12 protein-coding genes are annotated in these 15,092 nt (G+C 60.7%); 4 read left to right on the forward strand and 8 right to left on the reverse strand.

Annotated features, from left to right (window positions below):
* Positions 1-13 precede the first annotated feature (13 nt).
* From BANAN_RS05640 to BANAN_RS05650, 3 genes are all read right to left on the reverse strand, one after another.
* Positions 14-784, reverse strand: a complete 771-nt coding sequence (locus tag BANAN_RS05640) for a DUF3159 domain-containing protein (RefSeq protein ID WP_014697957.1) — start codon at positions 782-784, stop codon at positions 14-16.
* A 68-nt stretch (positions 785-852) separates the two neighbouring features.
* The gene (locus BANAN_RS05645) at positions 853-1,710 is read right to left on the reverse strand and encodes a DUF3710 domain-containing protein (RefSeq protein ID WP_014697958.1); all 858 of its coding nucleotides are present in this window, start codon (positions 1,708-1,710) and stop codon (positions 853-855) included.
* 133 nt (positions 1,711-1,843) lie between these two features.
* Positions 1,844-2,704: an exodeoxyribonuclease III gene (locus BANAN_RS05650; RefSeq protein ID WP_014697959.1), complete on the reverse strand. Its 861-nt coding sequence runs from the start codon at positions 2,702-2,704 to the stop codon at positions 1,844-1,846.
* Positions 2,705-2,877: 173 nt separating this feature from the next.
* Between BANAN_RS05650 and BANAN_RS05655 the strand changes: the two genes are divergently transcribed.
* Positions 2,878-3,552, forward strand: coding sequence for a membrane protein (locus tag BANAN_RS05655; RefSeq protein WP_014697960.1), 675 nt, complete (start codon positions 2,878-2,880; stop codon positions 3,550-3,552).
* Between the two features lie 163 nt (positions 3,553-3,715).
* Here BANAN_RS05655 and BANAN_RS05660 read toward each other — a convergent pair whose 3' ends face one another.
* The 5 genes from BANAN_RS05660 to BANAN_RS05685 form a co-directional block, all read right to left on the reverse strand.
* Positions 3,716-5,758 (reverse strand): dipeptide ABC transporter ATP-binding protein, encoded by a 2,043-nt coding sequence (locus tag BANAN_RS05660; RefSeq protein ID WP_041777032.1) that lies wholly within the window; start codon positions 5,756-5,758, stop codon positions 3,716-3,718.
* Between the two features lie 17 nt (positions 5,759-5,775).
* The gene (locus BANAN_RS05665) at positions 5,776-6,732 is read right to left on the reverse strand and encodes an ABC transporter permease (RefSeq protein ID WP_004218722.1); all 957 of its coding nucleotides are present in this window, start codon (positions 6,730-6,732) and stop codon (positions 5,776-5,778) included.
* 13 nt (positions 6,733-6,745) lie between these two features.
* The gene (locus tag BANAN_RS05670) at positions 6,746-7,672 is read right to left on the reverse strand and encodes an ABC transporter permease (RefSeq protein WP_014697962.1); all 927 of its coding nucleotides are present in this window, start codon (positions 7,670-7,672) and stop codon (positions 6,746-6,748) included.
* Between the two features lie 276 nt (positions 7,673-7,948).
* The gene (locus BANAN_RS05680; protein WP_014697964.1) at positions 7,949-9,589 is read right to left on the reverse strand and encodes a peptide ABC transporter substrate-binding protein; all 1,641 of its coding nucleotides are present in this window, start codon (positions 9,587-9,589) and stop codon (positions 7,949-7,951) included.
* 275 nt (positions 9,590-9,864) lie between these two features.
* A complete protein-coding gene (locus tag BANAN_RS05685) occupies positions 9,865-10,800 on the reverse strand; it encodes a tyrosine recombinase XerC (protein ID WP_014697965.1) in 936 nt (311 codons plus the stop codon).
* Positions 10,801-11,045: 245 nt separating this feature from the next.
* On the opposite strand from BANAN_RS05685, the gene BANAN_RS05690 reads away from it, so the two are divergent.
* The 3 genes from BANAN_RS05690 to BANAN_RS05700 all read left to right on the forward strand — a co-directional run bounded on the left by BANAN_RS05690 (position 11,046) and on the right by BANAN_RS05700 (position 15,089).
* A complete protein-coding gene (locus BANAN_RS05690; RefSeq protein ID WP_014697966.1) occupies positions 11,046-11,855 on the forward strand; it encodes an ABC transporter ATP-binding protein in 810 nt (269 codons plus the stop codon).
* A 7-nt stretch (positions 11,856-11,862) separates the two neighbouring features.
* Positions 11,863-14,697 (forward strand): ABC transporter permease, encoded by a 2,835-nt coding sequence (locus BANAN_RS05695; RefSeq protein WP_014697967.1) that lies wholly within the window; start codon positions 11,863-11,865, stop codon positions 14,695-14,697.
* Positions 14,698-14,837: 140 nt separating this feature from the next.
* Positions 14,838-15,089 carry a DUF6725 family protein gene (locus BANAN_RS05700; protein WP_014697968.1) on the forward strand — a complete coding sequence of 84 codons (252 nt, stop codon included), beginning with the start codon at positions 14,838-14,840 and terminating at the stop codon, positions 15,087-15,089.
* Positions 15,090-15,092 lie beyond the last annotated feature (3 nt).

Below are 15,092 nucleotides of genomic sequence, written 5' to 3' on the forward strand. Positions count from 1 at the left end.
CGATGTGCCGCTGCTATTGGGCAGTCGGATGTGCGTCGCCGCCCTCAGTACTTGTGGATTCCCGCTCCTTCTCGAGCATGCGGTGACGATGCAATGGGTCGGCGACGATGAGGTAGGAGATCCAGATCGCCAGCGCCCAGAACGGAATGCCCATGACCAGCCTTGTGGTGCCGAGCCACCCCACCTGATTCGTCAGGTACAGTGGCACCTGCACGATGAGGCGCAACGCGAACAGGCCTATCCACAGCCATGTGATCTGGGCGTACGCCTTGTAGAGCGCCCTGTCGCTGCGCCAGCCGTTGAGCCACGCCTTGAAATGCTCGGTGGGCAGCGATCGTATGAACTCCACGAGGAATCCAAGCCCCGGAACCCGTACCGCCATCGAGACGAGCAGCAGCACAATGTAGGCGGCGTTCGTAATGAACCCGTACATGTAGTAGTTGCGGGCCTCGCCGCTCTTCCACGCCCAGAACAGGCATATGCCGACGGCGACGAGACCACCCAACGCGCCCATGACCGACTGGCGTTGGATGAGGCGTACGACCACCTGCACCACGGCAAGTGCGGCGGAGGCGATGACCGTCATACGCAGATCGGACGTGCAGATGAACAGCACGACGAACAGGAGTCCCGGAAGCATCGATTCCACGACGCCACGTACACCACCTATGGCAGCGATCACCGAGAACTCCCCGTTCTCCCCCGCATTCGCCAGTGCCGCCATGCCGCTTCGTGCGCGTGCCGGCCGGGTGTTGGAAGCGTGTCGCTCGTTCTGGTTGCTCATGACCTCGTTCGTGGGTGTTGATCTGTAAATGTCAGATAGATGAGATGAATAGGCGTTGCTAGGTACCCTCAGCGCACTTCGGAGAACATCGGGCCACGGCGCAACGTGGTCTGCTGCTCCACTTGCTGATCAGTGGACAACGGGCCATCCGGACGGCCGGGGATCTTCGAGTGGTCATCGCCTGTGAGATCGCCATCCTCCTCCTGGGCGGCGAGCGCACGGCGTTCATTCGGCGTCAGCGGACGAGCCATCGGAATGAGGTCGCGCGGCGACAACGGCTCATCGCCGCGCTCCACCACGATCTGGGCGAAGGCATCGTTGAGGATCTTCGTCTCGGTGCCGTCGGGGTCGGAGGCGGCCTTGCCGGAGAAGATGCCCCTCAGCATCCACCGTGGGCCGTCCACACCGACGATGCGGGTGTGGGCCGTCTTGCCATTCGGCAGCTTGACCGGCAGCTTCACCTCGGTGCCGAAAATGCCGTCCACGGCCTCGGCCTCCGGATTCGATGCCAGCAGGTCCTCGCGCACGTCGTCCCACAGTCCCATCGTCTTCGGGGCGGCGAAGGCCTCGACCTCCAGGCTCGAATTGCCAATCGTCATCGTGGCCCCCACAATCTCGTGGGTGGCGTTGTTCGCCTTGATGCGCAATTGGATGCCCTGCACGAATGGCAGGTAGTAGGCTCCAAGCGAGAGGTACTCGTCGTAATCGGGGGCGTTCACGTCATCCACATCCCACGGGCCGACCGTCTCGCCACGGCCCTCATAGTCGGCACCGACCTCGGTGCGGGCACCCTCAAGTACCTCAGTCTGCTCGTCGTCCTCGTTGTCTTCGACGGCGACGTCCTCGGTCTGCGAGGCCACCGCCTCGGCCAGGCGCTCGTCATCCTGCTGCTTTTTCTTCTTTCTGCCGAATCCAAACAAGCCCATCATGCCTCCATGCAAGACGTATACCAATCGGTGAATAAGCTGTGTCCAACACTAGCACGCGCACTGGCAATGCACGTCAAATCAGGCCATCCCACGCCCAATCCACACACATCGACCATGCACGCTGCGCCTCTCATACGTCGTAGCTGATCGTCAGCGGCGCGTGGTCGGACCACCGGCTGTCGTACGACGATGCGCGGTCCACTACAAAGCCGCGCGCCTGCTGGGCCAGTTCGGGAGTGGCGAATTGGTAGTCCAAGCGCCATCCGGAATCGTTGTCGAAGGCACGCCCGCGCTGCGACCACCAGGTGTAGGGGCCTTGGATGTCGCCGGCGAGATCACGCATCACATCCACGTAGTCCATCTGGTCGATCCACTTGTCCATATAGGCGCGCTCGCGGGGGAAATACCCGTTGTTGTTCTCATTGGACTTCGGGTTCTTCAGATCGATCGGGTTATGCGCAATGTTGAAGTCCCCGCACACCACGGCCTGCCTGCCACCGCTTGCCGCCTCGTCCTGCAACTGCTGCATGCGCTCGGTCATCGTGTCGAGGAAACGGTACTTCTGCGCCTCCTTCGGGTCGTCCACCAAGCCACCCGCATGCACGTACACGCACACGACGGTGATCACATACCCCTGTTCGGTGCGAACATCTGCCTCAATCCAGCGTCCCGAATCCACATCTTCCTCGAGTCCGGGCAATCCCACGCGTGTTTCGAGCACCGGCATGTCGCTGATCATGCCCACGCCGGCGCGCCCCTTGATTCTGCAGACGTCCACCAGCGTGTGCAGTTCCTCCGGCAACGCGATCTTGCCAGCATGCACATAGTCCGCCGCGAGCTCGCCGTAGATGTCGGCGATGATCTCCTGAGGCGCGCGTGTCTCCTGCATGCACCAGACATTCGGCGTATGCGCCTTCGCCCAGTGGTCGAATCCCTTGCGTTTGGCCGCACGGATGCCGTTCAGATTCGAGGTTGTGATTGTCAAAGTCATGCTTAAAGCCTACCAGCGCATGCAACATATGGTTCTGGCGAACGGGTTTCATGCGGTGTTTCACATAAGCTGACATATGAAAGTCTCCTCGTCCCGCTCCCAACGAACTACTGTGTGAGCTGGGCGATGCCCACACCCGCCATCGCCGTGCTGTTCGATTACTGGGAGTGGATATGACCAAACCAACCGATTCCCCTGCCGCGAAGCTGCCCGTGCCCCGCGGATTCAAGCTCTTCATTGCGCTCGCCGTGCTCATGGTGGTCGGCGCCGCCATCTCGCTGTTCGACAAAAGCGAGTTCTATGCGGACGTGTTCATCGAGATCTCGGTGTTCTGCGTGTTCCTCGCCGGCTTCTTCACGAATACGCGCACACTGCAATTCGCCTATCTCGTCGGGGCGAACATCTATGTGATCGTCTGTCTGGGCGCATTCTCCACCGTGTTCTTCACGAAGATGAATCAGGGTGTGGGCGTGCTGCTGATCATCCAGATCATATTCTCATGCCTGAATCTCGTGCCGATCATCATCTACCACCTGACCGAACGCGAATTCTTCTATACCTACCAACGCCAGCTCATCTACCCCACATTGTTCTTCGTGTTCGTGCTGTTGGGGCATCTGCCCGGCGGCGATGTGCTCACTAGCGAGGTCTCGCACGAGATCTTCTCCCTGATCATCTTCGCGCAGGCATTCGAGATCATGGACGCGATTCACAAGGTGGGCAAGGCGCACCATATGGCCGCCTATGCGATCAATACGCAGCCGCTCGGCACGAAGCTGGTTCCCGATACCGATGATGCAGATGATTCCGAAGGTTCCCTCGACGAACCCGAGGATGTCGAGGAATAGACTTGCGTAAAAAGAGACAGTTCCGGTAAGGAAATTGTCCCCGATTACGCAAACAACCGTAGCGCACTCCCGTTTGCGTAGAAAGAGACAGAGGCCCATAGGGCAACGACCCGCTGCACGCAGATTATGCGTGCAGCGGGTCGTTGTGTATGTTCAGGAGTGCTCAGGCCTTGCCTTCGAGATTGAGACCGAGCTCGAGCTTGCCGCCCGGGATGGCGTCAAGCAGGTCCTTGGTGTACTGCTGCTGCGGGTGCAGGAACACCTCGTCGGTGGTGCCATGCTCCACGAGCTTGCCATGCTGCATCACGACCACGTCATCGGCGATCTGGCGCACCACGGCGAGATCGTGCGTGATGAACAGATAGGTGAGCCCCTGCTTGGCCTGCAGGTCGTTGAGCAGATGCAGCACCTGATCCTGCACGAGCACATCCAGGGCGGAGACGGCCTCATCGCAGACGATGACGTCGGGGTTGAGCGCCATGGCTCGTGCGATGGCGATGCGCTGGCGCTGACCACCCGAAAGCTCGTTCGGGTACCGTGCCATCACCGACTCCGGCAACTCCACCATGTCGAGCAGTTCCTTGACGCGATTGAGGCGGCTCTTCTTGTCGCCAATCTTATGGATGCGCAACGGTTCCTCGATGGAACGGTAAATCGAATACATCGGGTCGAGTGAGCCATACGGGTTCTGGAACACCGGCTGCACATGACGGCGGAAATCCAACAGGCTCTTGCCCTTGAACTCCTGGATGTCCTGACCGTTGTAGAGCACCTTGCCCGAGGTCGGCTCGAGCAGCCTCAACACCATGTTCGCCACGGTGGACTTGCCGGAACCGGACTCGCCCACAATGGCCAGCGTGGTGCCACGACGAATCTTGAAGCTCACGTCGTCGACGGCCTTGAACATCTCACGGCGTCGCGGCAGCTTGAATTCCTTGGTGAGATGGTCGACGTTGATGATCACATCGCTATGCTCGAGCTTGTCTTCGTCCACCTTGTGCTCCATGAGCGAGGTGGCGTCCTCACCCTTCTCCTCCACGGAGATGATGCGCTGCGAGGCCAACGATGGGGCCGCGGCCACCAAACGCTTCGTATAGGGGTGCTGCGGGTTCTGAAGCACTTCGAGCGAGGGGCCGGATTCCACCACCTGCCCCTTGTACATCACGACGATATGCTGGGCGCGTTCGGCGGCCAGGCCGAGATCGTGCGTGATGAACAGCACGGCGGTACCGAGCGAGTTCGTGAGCTCCTGCAGGTGATCGAGAATGCGCTTCTGCACGGTCACGTCAAGGGCGGAGGTTGGCTCGTCGGCAATGAGCAGCTCGGGACGGCAGGCCAAGCCGATGGCGATGAGCGCACGCTGTCGCATGCCGCCGGAGAACTCATGCGGGTACTGGCGTGCACGCGTGGCGGCATCGGGCAGACCTGCTTCATCGAGCAGACCCGCGATGCGGTCGGTCATCGTGGAACCGGTGACGTATTTCTTGGCGATATACCAAGCGTCGTCATCCTTCACCCCGCTCTTGATGAGGTCGTCGGCAACACGCCAGCGGGTTTCGGAACCCGGCATCCATTCCTCGCGGAAATACGCCATGCGCTTCTCGTACTTGCCGCCTTCCACACCGGCCTTGACCAGGGCCTGCCCGGCCGCTTCGAGCAGCTCAGGCAGCTCCTTGGAGCCGAGGAAGGTCTCATCGCCCTCGCTTTTGATCGTGATGTCGGCTTGGGCCAATGCCTTCGACAGGTTCGAGCGCTTCTCGTGGGCGACGTCCATATGGTTGGCCGTCAACGCCTCCTTGACCTGGGTGCCGATGCGGTACACCGGGTTCAGGTTGCTCATTGGGTCCTGAGGCACCAAGCCCATCTTCGAACCGCGAATCGAAGCGAACTGCTTGGACGAATAGTGGCTGATCTCCTGCCCCTCGAGTTTGATCGAACCACCGACCACATGGCCGGTGCCCGGCAGCAGGCCGAGGCATGCCATGGCCGAGGTGGACTTTCCGGAACCGGATTCGCCCACAATGGCCACCCACTGACCCGGGTACACGCTGAAGGAGCTGTCACGCACGGCGTGAATCGGCTTGCCCTCATCGGTGGTGAAGTCAACCTCGAGGTTCTTGACCTCCAGAAGCGGGCCGACCTCGCGCTGCATGTCTTCGATCTTCTCTTCGATCGTCTCCTGGTTGGACTGTGTCTCGTTTGTCATCGATGTCTCCTGTGCGCTCATGCGGTACGGCTCTTCGGATCAAGGGCATCCTTGACGGCATCGCCCATCATGATGAACGCGAGCACGGTGATGGCCAACGCCAGCGACGGGTAGAACAGCACCATCGGGTCGGTGCGCAGCACGGTCTGCGCCTTCGAGATGTCACCGCCCCAGCTCACCACGCTCGGCGGCAGACCGATGCCGAGGAAGCTCAGCGTGGCCTCCGAGACGATGTAGGAGCCCAGCGATGTAGTGCCGATGACGATGATCGGCGCCACGGAGTTCGGCAGAATATGGCGGAACAGATTGCGCATCGGCGTGGAGCCGAGTGCGGTGGATGCGGTGTTGAATTCGAGGTTCTTCGAGCTCAGCACGGCGCCGCGGGCAATACGTGCCGTCGAGACCCATCCGAACAACGCCAGCACGAGCACGACCTTCCAGATCGACGAGCTCGTACGGAACATCTGCAGCACGACGATGGCGCCGAGCAGCATCGGGATGGCGAGGAAGATGTCGACCAGACGGCTCAGCACCGCATCGACCCATCCTCCGAAGAAGCCGGCGATGGCACCGATGAGTGTGCCGACGGCGACGACGATGATCGTGGTGAGCACGCCGACGCTGATCGAGGTGCGCGCACCGTAGACCACGCGGGCGTAGACATCGCAGCCCTGCAGGTCGAAGCCGAAGGGGTGGCCCGGCTGGGAGCCGTCGAGGGAATTCTCGAGATTGCAGTAATTCGGGTTCGTCCTGGTGAACACCCCCGGGAAGATCGCAACGAACAGGATGAACAGGATCACGATTCCCGAGATGATGAACATCGGGTTCTTGCGCAACGTACGCCACGCATCGGCCCACATGCTCGTGGCCGGTGCGGATTCATCCACATTGTCCACCGAAAGCAGCGGGGTCTCATCCAGGGGGGCGACAAAGCGCTCCTGCCCAGGCAACGGTTTGTTGGTGATGTCAGTCATGTCCCTCCCTCCTTCACACATAGCGGATGCGCGGGTCAAGCGCCGCGTAGAGCATATCGACAATGAGATTGCAGATCACGAACACGAGCGTGAGCAACGTGACCACCGACACCACGAGATTCGCCTCGCCCTTGAGGATGCTCTGGTAGGTGAGATAGCCGATGCCGTGAATGTTGAAGATCTGCTCGGTGATCATGGCACCGCCCATCAGTGCGCCGAGATCCTGACCCAGGTAGGTGACCACCGGGATCATCGAATTGCGCAGAATGTGACGGAACGTGACCGCGGTGTTGCTCATGCCCTTGGCACGGGCGGTGCGCACGTAGTCCTGTGCGATATTCGACGAGATCTCGGAACGGGCCAGGCGAATGATGTATGCCATGGAAACCGACCCGAGCACCATGGCCGGCAGCAGCAGGTCGAAGAAGCCAGGGTCTGCGCCCGCGGTGACCGGGAAGATGTGTCCCTTGACGCCAAGGAAGTACTGTCCGACGAAGCCTGTGACGAAGGTCGGCACCGAGATGAGCAGCAGCGAGACGATGAGGATGACCGAATCGTACCACTTGCCTTTCTTGAGGCCCGAGATTGCACCGAACACGCAACCGAAGATTGCCTCGAAGCAGAACGCCATGATGGCGAGCTTCAAGGTGACCGGGAACGCCCGGCTTATCTCGTCGATCACTGGCTGACCTGCGAATGTGTTGCCGAAGTTCAGCGACAACGCGTTCTTCAAGAACAACAAATACTGAACAATGAATGGTTTGTCCAAATTGTATTCACTGCGGATCTGGGCTGCGACCGCCTCATTGACTGGCTTGTCGCCGAACATCGCCTTGACTGGATCGCCTGGCAGCGCGAATACAAGCGCATACACCAGCAATGTTGTACCAAGAACCACGGGGATCATCTGCAGAATACGTCGCAGAAGATACTTGCCCATCGGTTTCTCCTTGTAAATTCAAAGCCGATGCAACGCGGCGAGCTCGACACGCCAGCGGTTGCATCGGTTATTCAGTTCGAGCCTAGTTTACCGCATGCGTTGACTTACGCCGAGAAGAAGATGCCCCGCATGGGCTGTGGGAGTGTGGCCCGCCACTTAAATCACAGTGGCCTTCTGCCTGCAACCAAAATACGAGAAGAGGGCGAAACCATTGGTTTCGCCCTCTTCTCGGGGATGATGGCTCATCCGCTCACGCAGTTGTGAACAAATTGAGCATCACTTGGACATCACTTGATAGATGGGCTGGTTCTGCCAATCCATCTGGAAGTTCTTGACACCCTTGGCTGCCACGCCGTCCGCATTGGAGTAGTACAGCGGGAACGCCGGAAGCTGCTCGAGCAGAATCTCCTCGGCATCGTGGTAGTACTTGATGGCCTTCTCCTGATCGGTCGACGAGGCGGCCTGATCGAGGAGCTTGTCGACGTCCTTGTTCGAGTAGTCGCCGTCGTTGGAGCCGTGACCATTCGCCGCAGCGGTGTCGTAGAGCTGGTACAGGTAGTTCTCAGCCGACGGGTAGTCAGGCTGCCAACCGGTGCGGAAGGCACCCTTGATCGTACGGTTCGAAACGGCGTCGCGGAACTCCTGGAAGGTCGGCATCGGGTTGATCGAGGCCTGGATGCCGAGCGTGTTGTTCACCTGGTTCACCACGGCCTCGTAGATCGGCTGGGCGCCGCCATCGGCGTTGAACGAGAACGTGAGCTTGCCGTCGTACTTCGAGATCGCGTCAGCCTTCGCCCACAGCTCCTTCGCCTTGGTCGGGTTGTACTTGAGGTTGTCGGAGCCCTTGAGATCCTTCGAATAGCCCGGGATCACCGGTGCGGTGAAGTCGGTGGCCACAGTGCCGATGCCATTGAGCACTTTCTCGACGATCTGCTCACGGTTGATGGCCATGGAGAGGGCCTGACGGCGCAGCTGGCCTTCCTCGGTGCTGGTCTTCCAGTGGTCGAGGTCCGCCGGGATGGTGAAGGTCTGGATCACGGAGCCGGCCTTGTTGTAAGGCTCAACATCCGGGTCGCTCTGGAAGGTCTTCGTGTTGGAGGCCGGGACGGTGTCCATCACATCGAGGTTGCCCGCCTGCACATCGGCATATGCCGAGTCCGGGGAGGTGTAGATCTTGAAGGTGACGCCGTTGTTGGCGACCTTCTGAGAGCCCTTGTAGTCGGCGTTCTTGGAAAGCACGATCTGCTTGCCGTGATCCCAGCTGTCGAGCTTGTACATGCCGTTGCCCACCGGCTTCTCGCCGAAGGCCTTCGGGTCCTTGTAGAACGATTCCGGCAGCGGCGCGAAGGCCAGGTAGCCGATCTTGACCGGGAACACCGAATCAGGCGCGTTGAGGTCGACGGTGAAGGTCTTGTCGTCCTTGACCTTCAGGCCTTCGAGCTGCTCGTCACCCTTGAGGGAGTTGGCATCCTGCAGCTTGTCGTAGCCCTTGATCGAGCTGAAGAAGGAGGAGCACTTCTGGGCGTTCTTTGCATTGGCCACATAGCTCCATGCCTTGGTGAACGACTCGGCGGTGACCGGCGTGCCGTCGGTGAACTTCCAGCCGTCCTTGAGCGTGATCGTATACTGGGTGGAGTCGGCATTCGGCTTGATCGAGTCGGCGACCTCGTTCTCCGCCTCACCCTTGGCGTTGAAGGCGATGAGGTTGGCGAACAGCAGCTGGCCCACCTTGCCGCCGCCGGTCTCATTGGTGTCGCCCGGGATCAGCGCGTTCTGCGGCTCGGAGTTGTATGCGGTGATGATGTTGTCGCCGGAGCCCTTGGCCGAGCTGCCACCGTTGGAACCACAGGCGCTCAGGCTCAGCATCATGCCCAGTGAGCAGATGCCGGCGATGAGGCCGAGTGTCTTCTTCTTCATGGTATCTCCTATTCATATGCAGACGAATACTCGCCTAATAGCAGCGGGGCTGAAGGTGGAACCCTCAACCCCGTTGCTGATTACCAATCATTATTGCCATACCTCCCGTCAAATCAAAATCCGCAGCAGATTCATTCCATCAATGCATCCCATTTGCGAATACGTTGCAATATGTGCTTTTGCCGAGAGTCCTTCGCCGATTCACGAGGAATGAAGGCCGTGGCATTGTTACCGATGTGTTAACTGTCAGCACCAACGGTCTGGATCAATGCGTCTTATGCGCGTGGGAAAGCCTGCCTATAGCGATCCTTGAGCTGCTCGATCGAGACATGCGTATACCGCTGCGTGGTCTGCAACGAGGAATGGCCGAGCATCTCCTGCACTTCACGCAGATCCGCACCGCCGTCGAGCATATGGGTGGCGGCGGAATGGCGCAACGCATGCGGCGAGATGTCGGGAACTCCCGACTGCTCGGCCTGCTCATGCACCACCTGACGCACCACACGCTGGTCGATGCGGCGCCCACGTACGCCAATGAACACCGCGTTGCTGCTGTGCCCATTCGCGAATACCGGCCTGCCCCCGTGCAGCCAGTGCTCGACTGCCTGTTGCGCAGGCATGCCGAACGGAATGACGCGCGTCTTGTTCCCCTTGCCGAGCACACGCACCGTGCGGTTCGACCAATCGAATGAGCCCATGTCCAATCCCACCAGTTCACCTACACGCATGCCCGTGGCATACAGCAATTCAATCATCGCGCAGTCACGGAGCGCCCTCGCATGAGCCTTCAGGGCGTCGTCCTTCGACTTGCCCGAGCCCCTCTCCCCCGCCTCGGCATCCACGGTGTCCATCAGCCGTTCGGCCTGGTCCTCATTCAGCACGGCCGGCAGATTCCTGTCGATCTTCGGCGTACGCACTGCATGCGCCGGGTTGTGGGCGAGCATCCCATGCTCATAGGCCCAAGTGAAGAAACCACGGACGGCTATCGTTTTGCGGGCGAGCGACGTCTTGCCCACGGTATGCGCCATACGCCCCATCCACATGCGCAGGTCGTCGAGCGTGACATCGTCGGGATTCCCGCGGCCGAGGGCATCGAGCGTTTCCAGGCACTGCAGAATATCGCCGCGGTACGCCATGCAGGTGTGCTCGCTGAGTCCCCGGTTGGAGCGCAGATATTCGATGAACCGCTCCATCAGCACTTGCGCATCCATGGCACCTTCCATCTCGTGAGATTGTGCGATCCAGCATACCCCGTTTCCGGTACTGTGGTCTGTGCAAACGACCCGTCCATGACCATATACATACGCATACAGATGGAAGCGACGGCCGTGCAGTGAAGATGAAGGAGCCCGCGCTATTTCGCGGGGCGAATATCGCGCCATGCCATACGCATACGCAGATTGGCGCATCCCACCCATCGAATACCGAGCGACGCGTGCCCGGAGGAAAGGTTTCCATGAGCAAACAAGCCCGCACAGTCACGAATCCTGACGACCCGGTCGTCGCCCGCGCAGTCGATCTGGTCAAGACCTACGGCGATACGGACAGCCAGGTGACGGCGCTCAACCATGTCAGCGTCGAATTCCAGCGCGGCGAGCTCACCGCGATCATGGGGCCGTCCGGATCCGGCAAGTCGACACTCATGCACTGCATGGCCGGATTGGACGTGCCGACGAGCGGACAGGTGTTCGTCGAAGACCTCGAGGTCTCGTCAATGAAGCAGAAGCAGCTCACCCAACTGCGGCGCAAAGAGATCGGCTTCATCTTCCAGTCCTTCAACCTCGTGCCCACGTTGACGGCCGAGGAGAACATTCTGCTACCGCTGCAGATCGCGCACCGCCCCATCGACCGCGACTGGTTCAACAAGGTCGTCGGCGTCGTGGGCCTCGGCAACCGTCTCGACCACCGCCCCAGCCAGCTCTCCGGCGGCCAGCAGCAGCGTGTGGCCTGCGCCCGCGCCATAATGGAACGTCCGAGTGTCATCTTCGCCGATGAACCCACCGGCAATCTCGATTCGCGCTCAAGCCGCGAGGTGCTCGGCTTCCTGCGCCAATGTGTGCAGGACTATGGCCAGTCGATCGTCATGGTGACGCACGACCCGCGTGCCGCGAGCTTCGCCGACCGCGTGCTCGTGCTTTCGGACGGTTCGATCACGCAGGACATGGACCACCCGACCTACGACGACATTCTCGCCGTCTTCGCGGAGCACGACGATCCGGACAACGGCCCGGTCGAGGTTGAATCCGCGGACGCCAAGGAGGTCTGAGCCTCCGATGTTCCGTATTGGATTACGAGATACCAAGGCGCATTTCCGCCGCTTCATCATGTCGATCATCGCGATCGCGCTCGGCGTCGCGTTCGTCGTCGGCTCGTTCTGCTTCCGTGAGATGCTCAATGACCAGGTCTCGCAGATGATGGGCTCGAACTCGGATGCCGACGTCTATGTGCGCGGCGCGACCGAACAGAAGAAGGACGGGGAAGACAGCTTCGGCTCCTACAACAGCACCTACAACGAGATCAGCACCGATATCATCCCCGACATCGAGAAGGTCGATGGTGTTGTCAGTGCCGATGCGACGCATCAGCTGAGCAACGCCGTGCTGCTCGACCATAACGGTGACGCGATGGCGACGATCGGCGCCCCGACGCTTGTCATCGGCGTCGATGAGCACGACCCGTGGCGTTCCGCCCATTTCGTCTCCGGCGGTTACCCGCAGACCGACAGCGAAATCGCTCTGTTGCAGGACACGGCGGACAAGGCCGGACTCGAGACCGGAGACAAGGCAAAACTCATTGTCGACGGCGAGGCACGTGAAATGACGGTCTCCGGAGTTTTCACAACCGATTCCTCACAGCTGGGCGCGATTCTCATCCTGGCTCGACCCGGCTTCGTCGAGCATACACTGCAGCAGGAGAACGAAGATACATCGAGCGTCCAGTCCATCGGCGTCTACGGCAGCAAGACGACACCACTCGATGAGGCGGCCCAGCAGCAGCTTGCCGACCGCATCAACCAGGAGCTGCCGAAAAGCGTCGACGCGCACGCTGTGACAGGCGACTCGGTGCGCGACGATGCGACGAAGAGCATTCAGGACCAGCTCGGCTTCATCCAGCCGTTGATTCTGATCTTCGCGGCGATCGCATTGTTCGTCGGCGCGTTCATCATCGCGAACACGTTCACGATGATCGTGCGCGAATCGATGCGCGGCTATGCGCTGCTGCGCTCGGTCGGCGCCTCGCCGCTGCAGGTGTTCGCAAGCGTGCTCGTGCAGGCCGTCATCCTAGGCCTAGTCGGCTCCGGCATCGGCGTCTTGCTCGGCTGGGGTCTGCTCGAATTGATCGCGAAGGGCATGACAAGCAGCGGCATGCCGCTGTCCGGCTCGCCCGCACCATCGGCGACCGATGTCATCATCGGCGTCATCGTCGGTGTCGTCGTGACGATCATCGGAGCGACACTGCCGGCGAAAACCGCGGCGACCGCGCCGCCGATCCAAGCGATGAACGAGACGGTCAACCCGGAGAAGCCGGTGAAGGCCCGCGGCTGGATCGGCATCGTGATGGTGGCCGTCGGTGCTGCATGGTGGGTGCTGTGCTATCTCGGCGCCGCCAAGCGCGCGGATTGGCAGTGGCTCAGGGATCTCGGACCCGGCTGGACGCTCGGCCTTGGTGCCGGATTCGTCGTCATCGGCGCGATCGTCTGCGCGCCGGCGTTCGTCGCACCGGCCGCAAAGGTGCTCGGCTGGATTCCGTCAAAGATGTTCCCGGTCACCGGCAAACTCGCGACGCGCAACATCGGGCGCGCGAAGCGGCGCACCGCGAACACGGCGGCCGCGCTGTTCATCGGCGTCGCGATCGTCAGCTGCCTCGGTGTCGTCGCGTCGTCGATGAAGACCTCGGTGAGCGACCTCGTCGACAACAACGTGAACGCGGACTATGTGGCGATGACGGCGAGCATGACGCAGCCGATCTCCTCGAAGGCCGTCGACGCGGTCGAGGACACGGAAGGCGTGGGTGCCTCGTCGGCCGTCTCCATGCTGCCCACGGTGAAGGTGACGAACGCCACGAAGACCATCATGCCGACCACGAGCAAGGTCGATCTGTTCACGAAGATCGCACCGGTCGAACGACAGGATGGCGATGCCGCGAAGGCGATCGAGAACGGTGAGGCCGTGATTGGCCGTACCGTCGCCAATGATAAGCACTGGAAAATCGGTGGCACGATTGATCTCAAGTCCGAGAACACATCGGTCGACGAACAGGCCACGAATCAGGCAGCCGAAGCCTACCAGAAGCAGATCGAATCCCAGGCGACGGCACTGCAGCAGGAAGCGCAGCGGCTTGCCTCCTCAGGCGACGTCTCCGGCGCTCAGAGCAAAGCGAAGGAGGCGGAGAGCATCGTCAAGCAGGCGCAGAATACCGACCCGAAGCAGTTCGTCAGGATGAAGACCGAGACGAAGAAGGAGCAGGTTAAAATCGGTGCAATCGTTGATGACGCTCTGTACTCCGACGGCATCATAATCTCGCTGCCGACTGCGGAGAGGCTCACGAGCAAAGACATGATGATGGTCACGCAGATATACGTGCAGGCGAAGCCCGGTGCAAATGTCGAGCAGCTAGGCAAAGACCTGAAGAAGGCCGTGAAGCCGTTCTACACGATCTCAGTGCTCACACGCGACGAGTTCAAATCGTCGATGAGTTCGATGATCAATTCGATGCTCTCGATCATCTACGCACTGCTCGCGCTGTCGATCATCATCGCGATCTTCGGCATCGTCAACACGTTGGCACTCAATGTGTCGGAACGCACGAAGGAGATCGGCTTGCTGCGCGCAATCGGCACATCGAATGGCCAGGTGCGCGGCATGCTCGCGATCGAGGCGGTCATCCTCTCGGTGTTCGGCACACTGGTCGGCATCGTCGTGGGTGTGGCGGCCGGCGTCGTAATTCGCATAGCCTATGAGTCCCAGGGCATGACGACACTGGCGATCCCGTGGGACCAGCTCGTGCTGTTCCTCGTCGTCGCGATCCTCGTCGGCCTCATCGCCAGCATCTCGCCGGCAAGGCGTGCGCTGAAGCAACCCGTGCTCAACGCAGTCGCCAGCGAGTGACAGCGAACACCGGCTGACTGGGCCCGGTCAATCGCACGATTGGCCGGGCCCAGTCGTTATACGCGCTCCCCGAAGGCCATGGCACGATGTCTGCGCAGCGTTGCATGTTGGGAGGGCATCGTTTTCGAGAAGGAGCGCGAATGAGATTGCCGGAACGAATCCCGGTGGGAGCGCGTGTAGTCGTGCGCGTCACTGATGGCGTCGACGAGTACACTGGTCGACTGCAGTACCGCGACTATGTGGGCCATGTGCGTGCGTGGGATGGCAGAACACTGCAACTGACGCGCGATGCCGCGGCGAACGGCAGCAGACCCGCACAGGAAGTGGATATATCGGCGACCGACATCGCCATTCTCAAACCGGTGCCAGAGCGTCCAGCAGCCCGTCGCTGAGCA

Origin of the sequence: Bifidobacterium animalis subsp. animalis ATCC 25527 (assembly GCF_000260715.1) — a bacterium.
Taxonomy (GTDB): domain Bacteria; phylum Actinomycetota; class Actinomycetes; order Actinomycetales; family Bifidobacteriaceae; genus Bifidobacterium; species Bifidobacterium animalis.

Excerpts from the sequence above, each read along its gene's own strand:
- BANAN_RS05640 (WP_014697957.1), bottom strand. The coding sequence starts at position 784 with ATGAGCAACCAGAACGAGCGACACGCTTCCAACACCCGGCCGGCACGC.
- BANAN_RS05645 (WP_014697958.1), bottom strand. The coding sequence starts at position 1,710 with ATGGGCTTGTTTGGATTCGGCAGAAAGAAGAAAAAGCAGCAGGATGAC.
- BANAN_RS05650 (WP_014697959.1), bottom strand. The coding sequence starts at position 2,704 with ATGACTTTGACAATCACAACCTCGAATCTGAACGGCATCCGTGCGGCC.
- BANAN_RS05655 (WP_014697960.1), top strand. The coding sequence starts at position 2,878 with ATGACCAAACCAACCGATTCCCCTGCCGCGAAGCTGCCCGTGCCCCGC.
- BANAN_RS05660 (WP_041777032.1), bottom strand. The coding sequence starts at position 5,758 with ATGACAAACGAGACACAGTCCAACCAGGAGACGATCGAAGAGAAGATC.
- BANAN_RS05665 (WP_004218722.1), bottom strand. The coding sequence starts at position 6,732 with ATGACTGACATCACCAACAAACCGTTGCCTGGGCAGGAGCGCTTTGTC.
- BANAN_RS05670 (WP_014697962.1), bottom strand. The coding sequence starts at position 7,672 with ATGGGCAAGTATCTTCTGCGACGTATTCTGCAGATGATCCCCGTGGTT.
- BANAN_RS05680 (WP_014697964.1), bottom strand. The coding sequence starts at position 9,589 with ATGAAGAAGAAGACACTCGGCCTCATCGCCGGCATCTGCTCACTGGGC.
- BANAN_RS05685 (WP_014697965.1), bottom strand. The coding sequence starts at position 10,800 with ATGGATGCGCAAGTGCTGATGGAGCGGTTCATCGAATATCTGCGCTCC.
- BANAN_RS05690 (WP_014697966.1), top strand. The coding sequence starts at position 11,046 with ATGAGCAAACAAGCCCGCACAGTCACGAATCCTGACGACCCGGTCGTC.
- BANAN_RS05695 (WP_014697967.1), top strand. The coding sequence starts at position 11,863 with ATGTTCCGTATTGGATTACGAGATACCAAGGCGCATTTCCGCCGCTTC.
- BANAN_RS05700 (WP_014697968.1), top strand. The coding sequence starts at position 14,838 with ATGAGATTGCCGGAACGAATCCCGGTGGGAGCGCGTGTAGTCGTGCGC.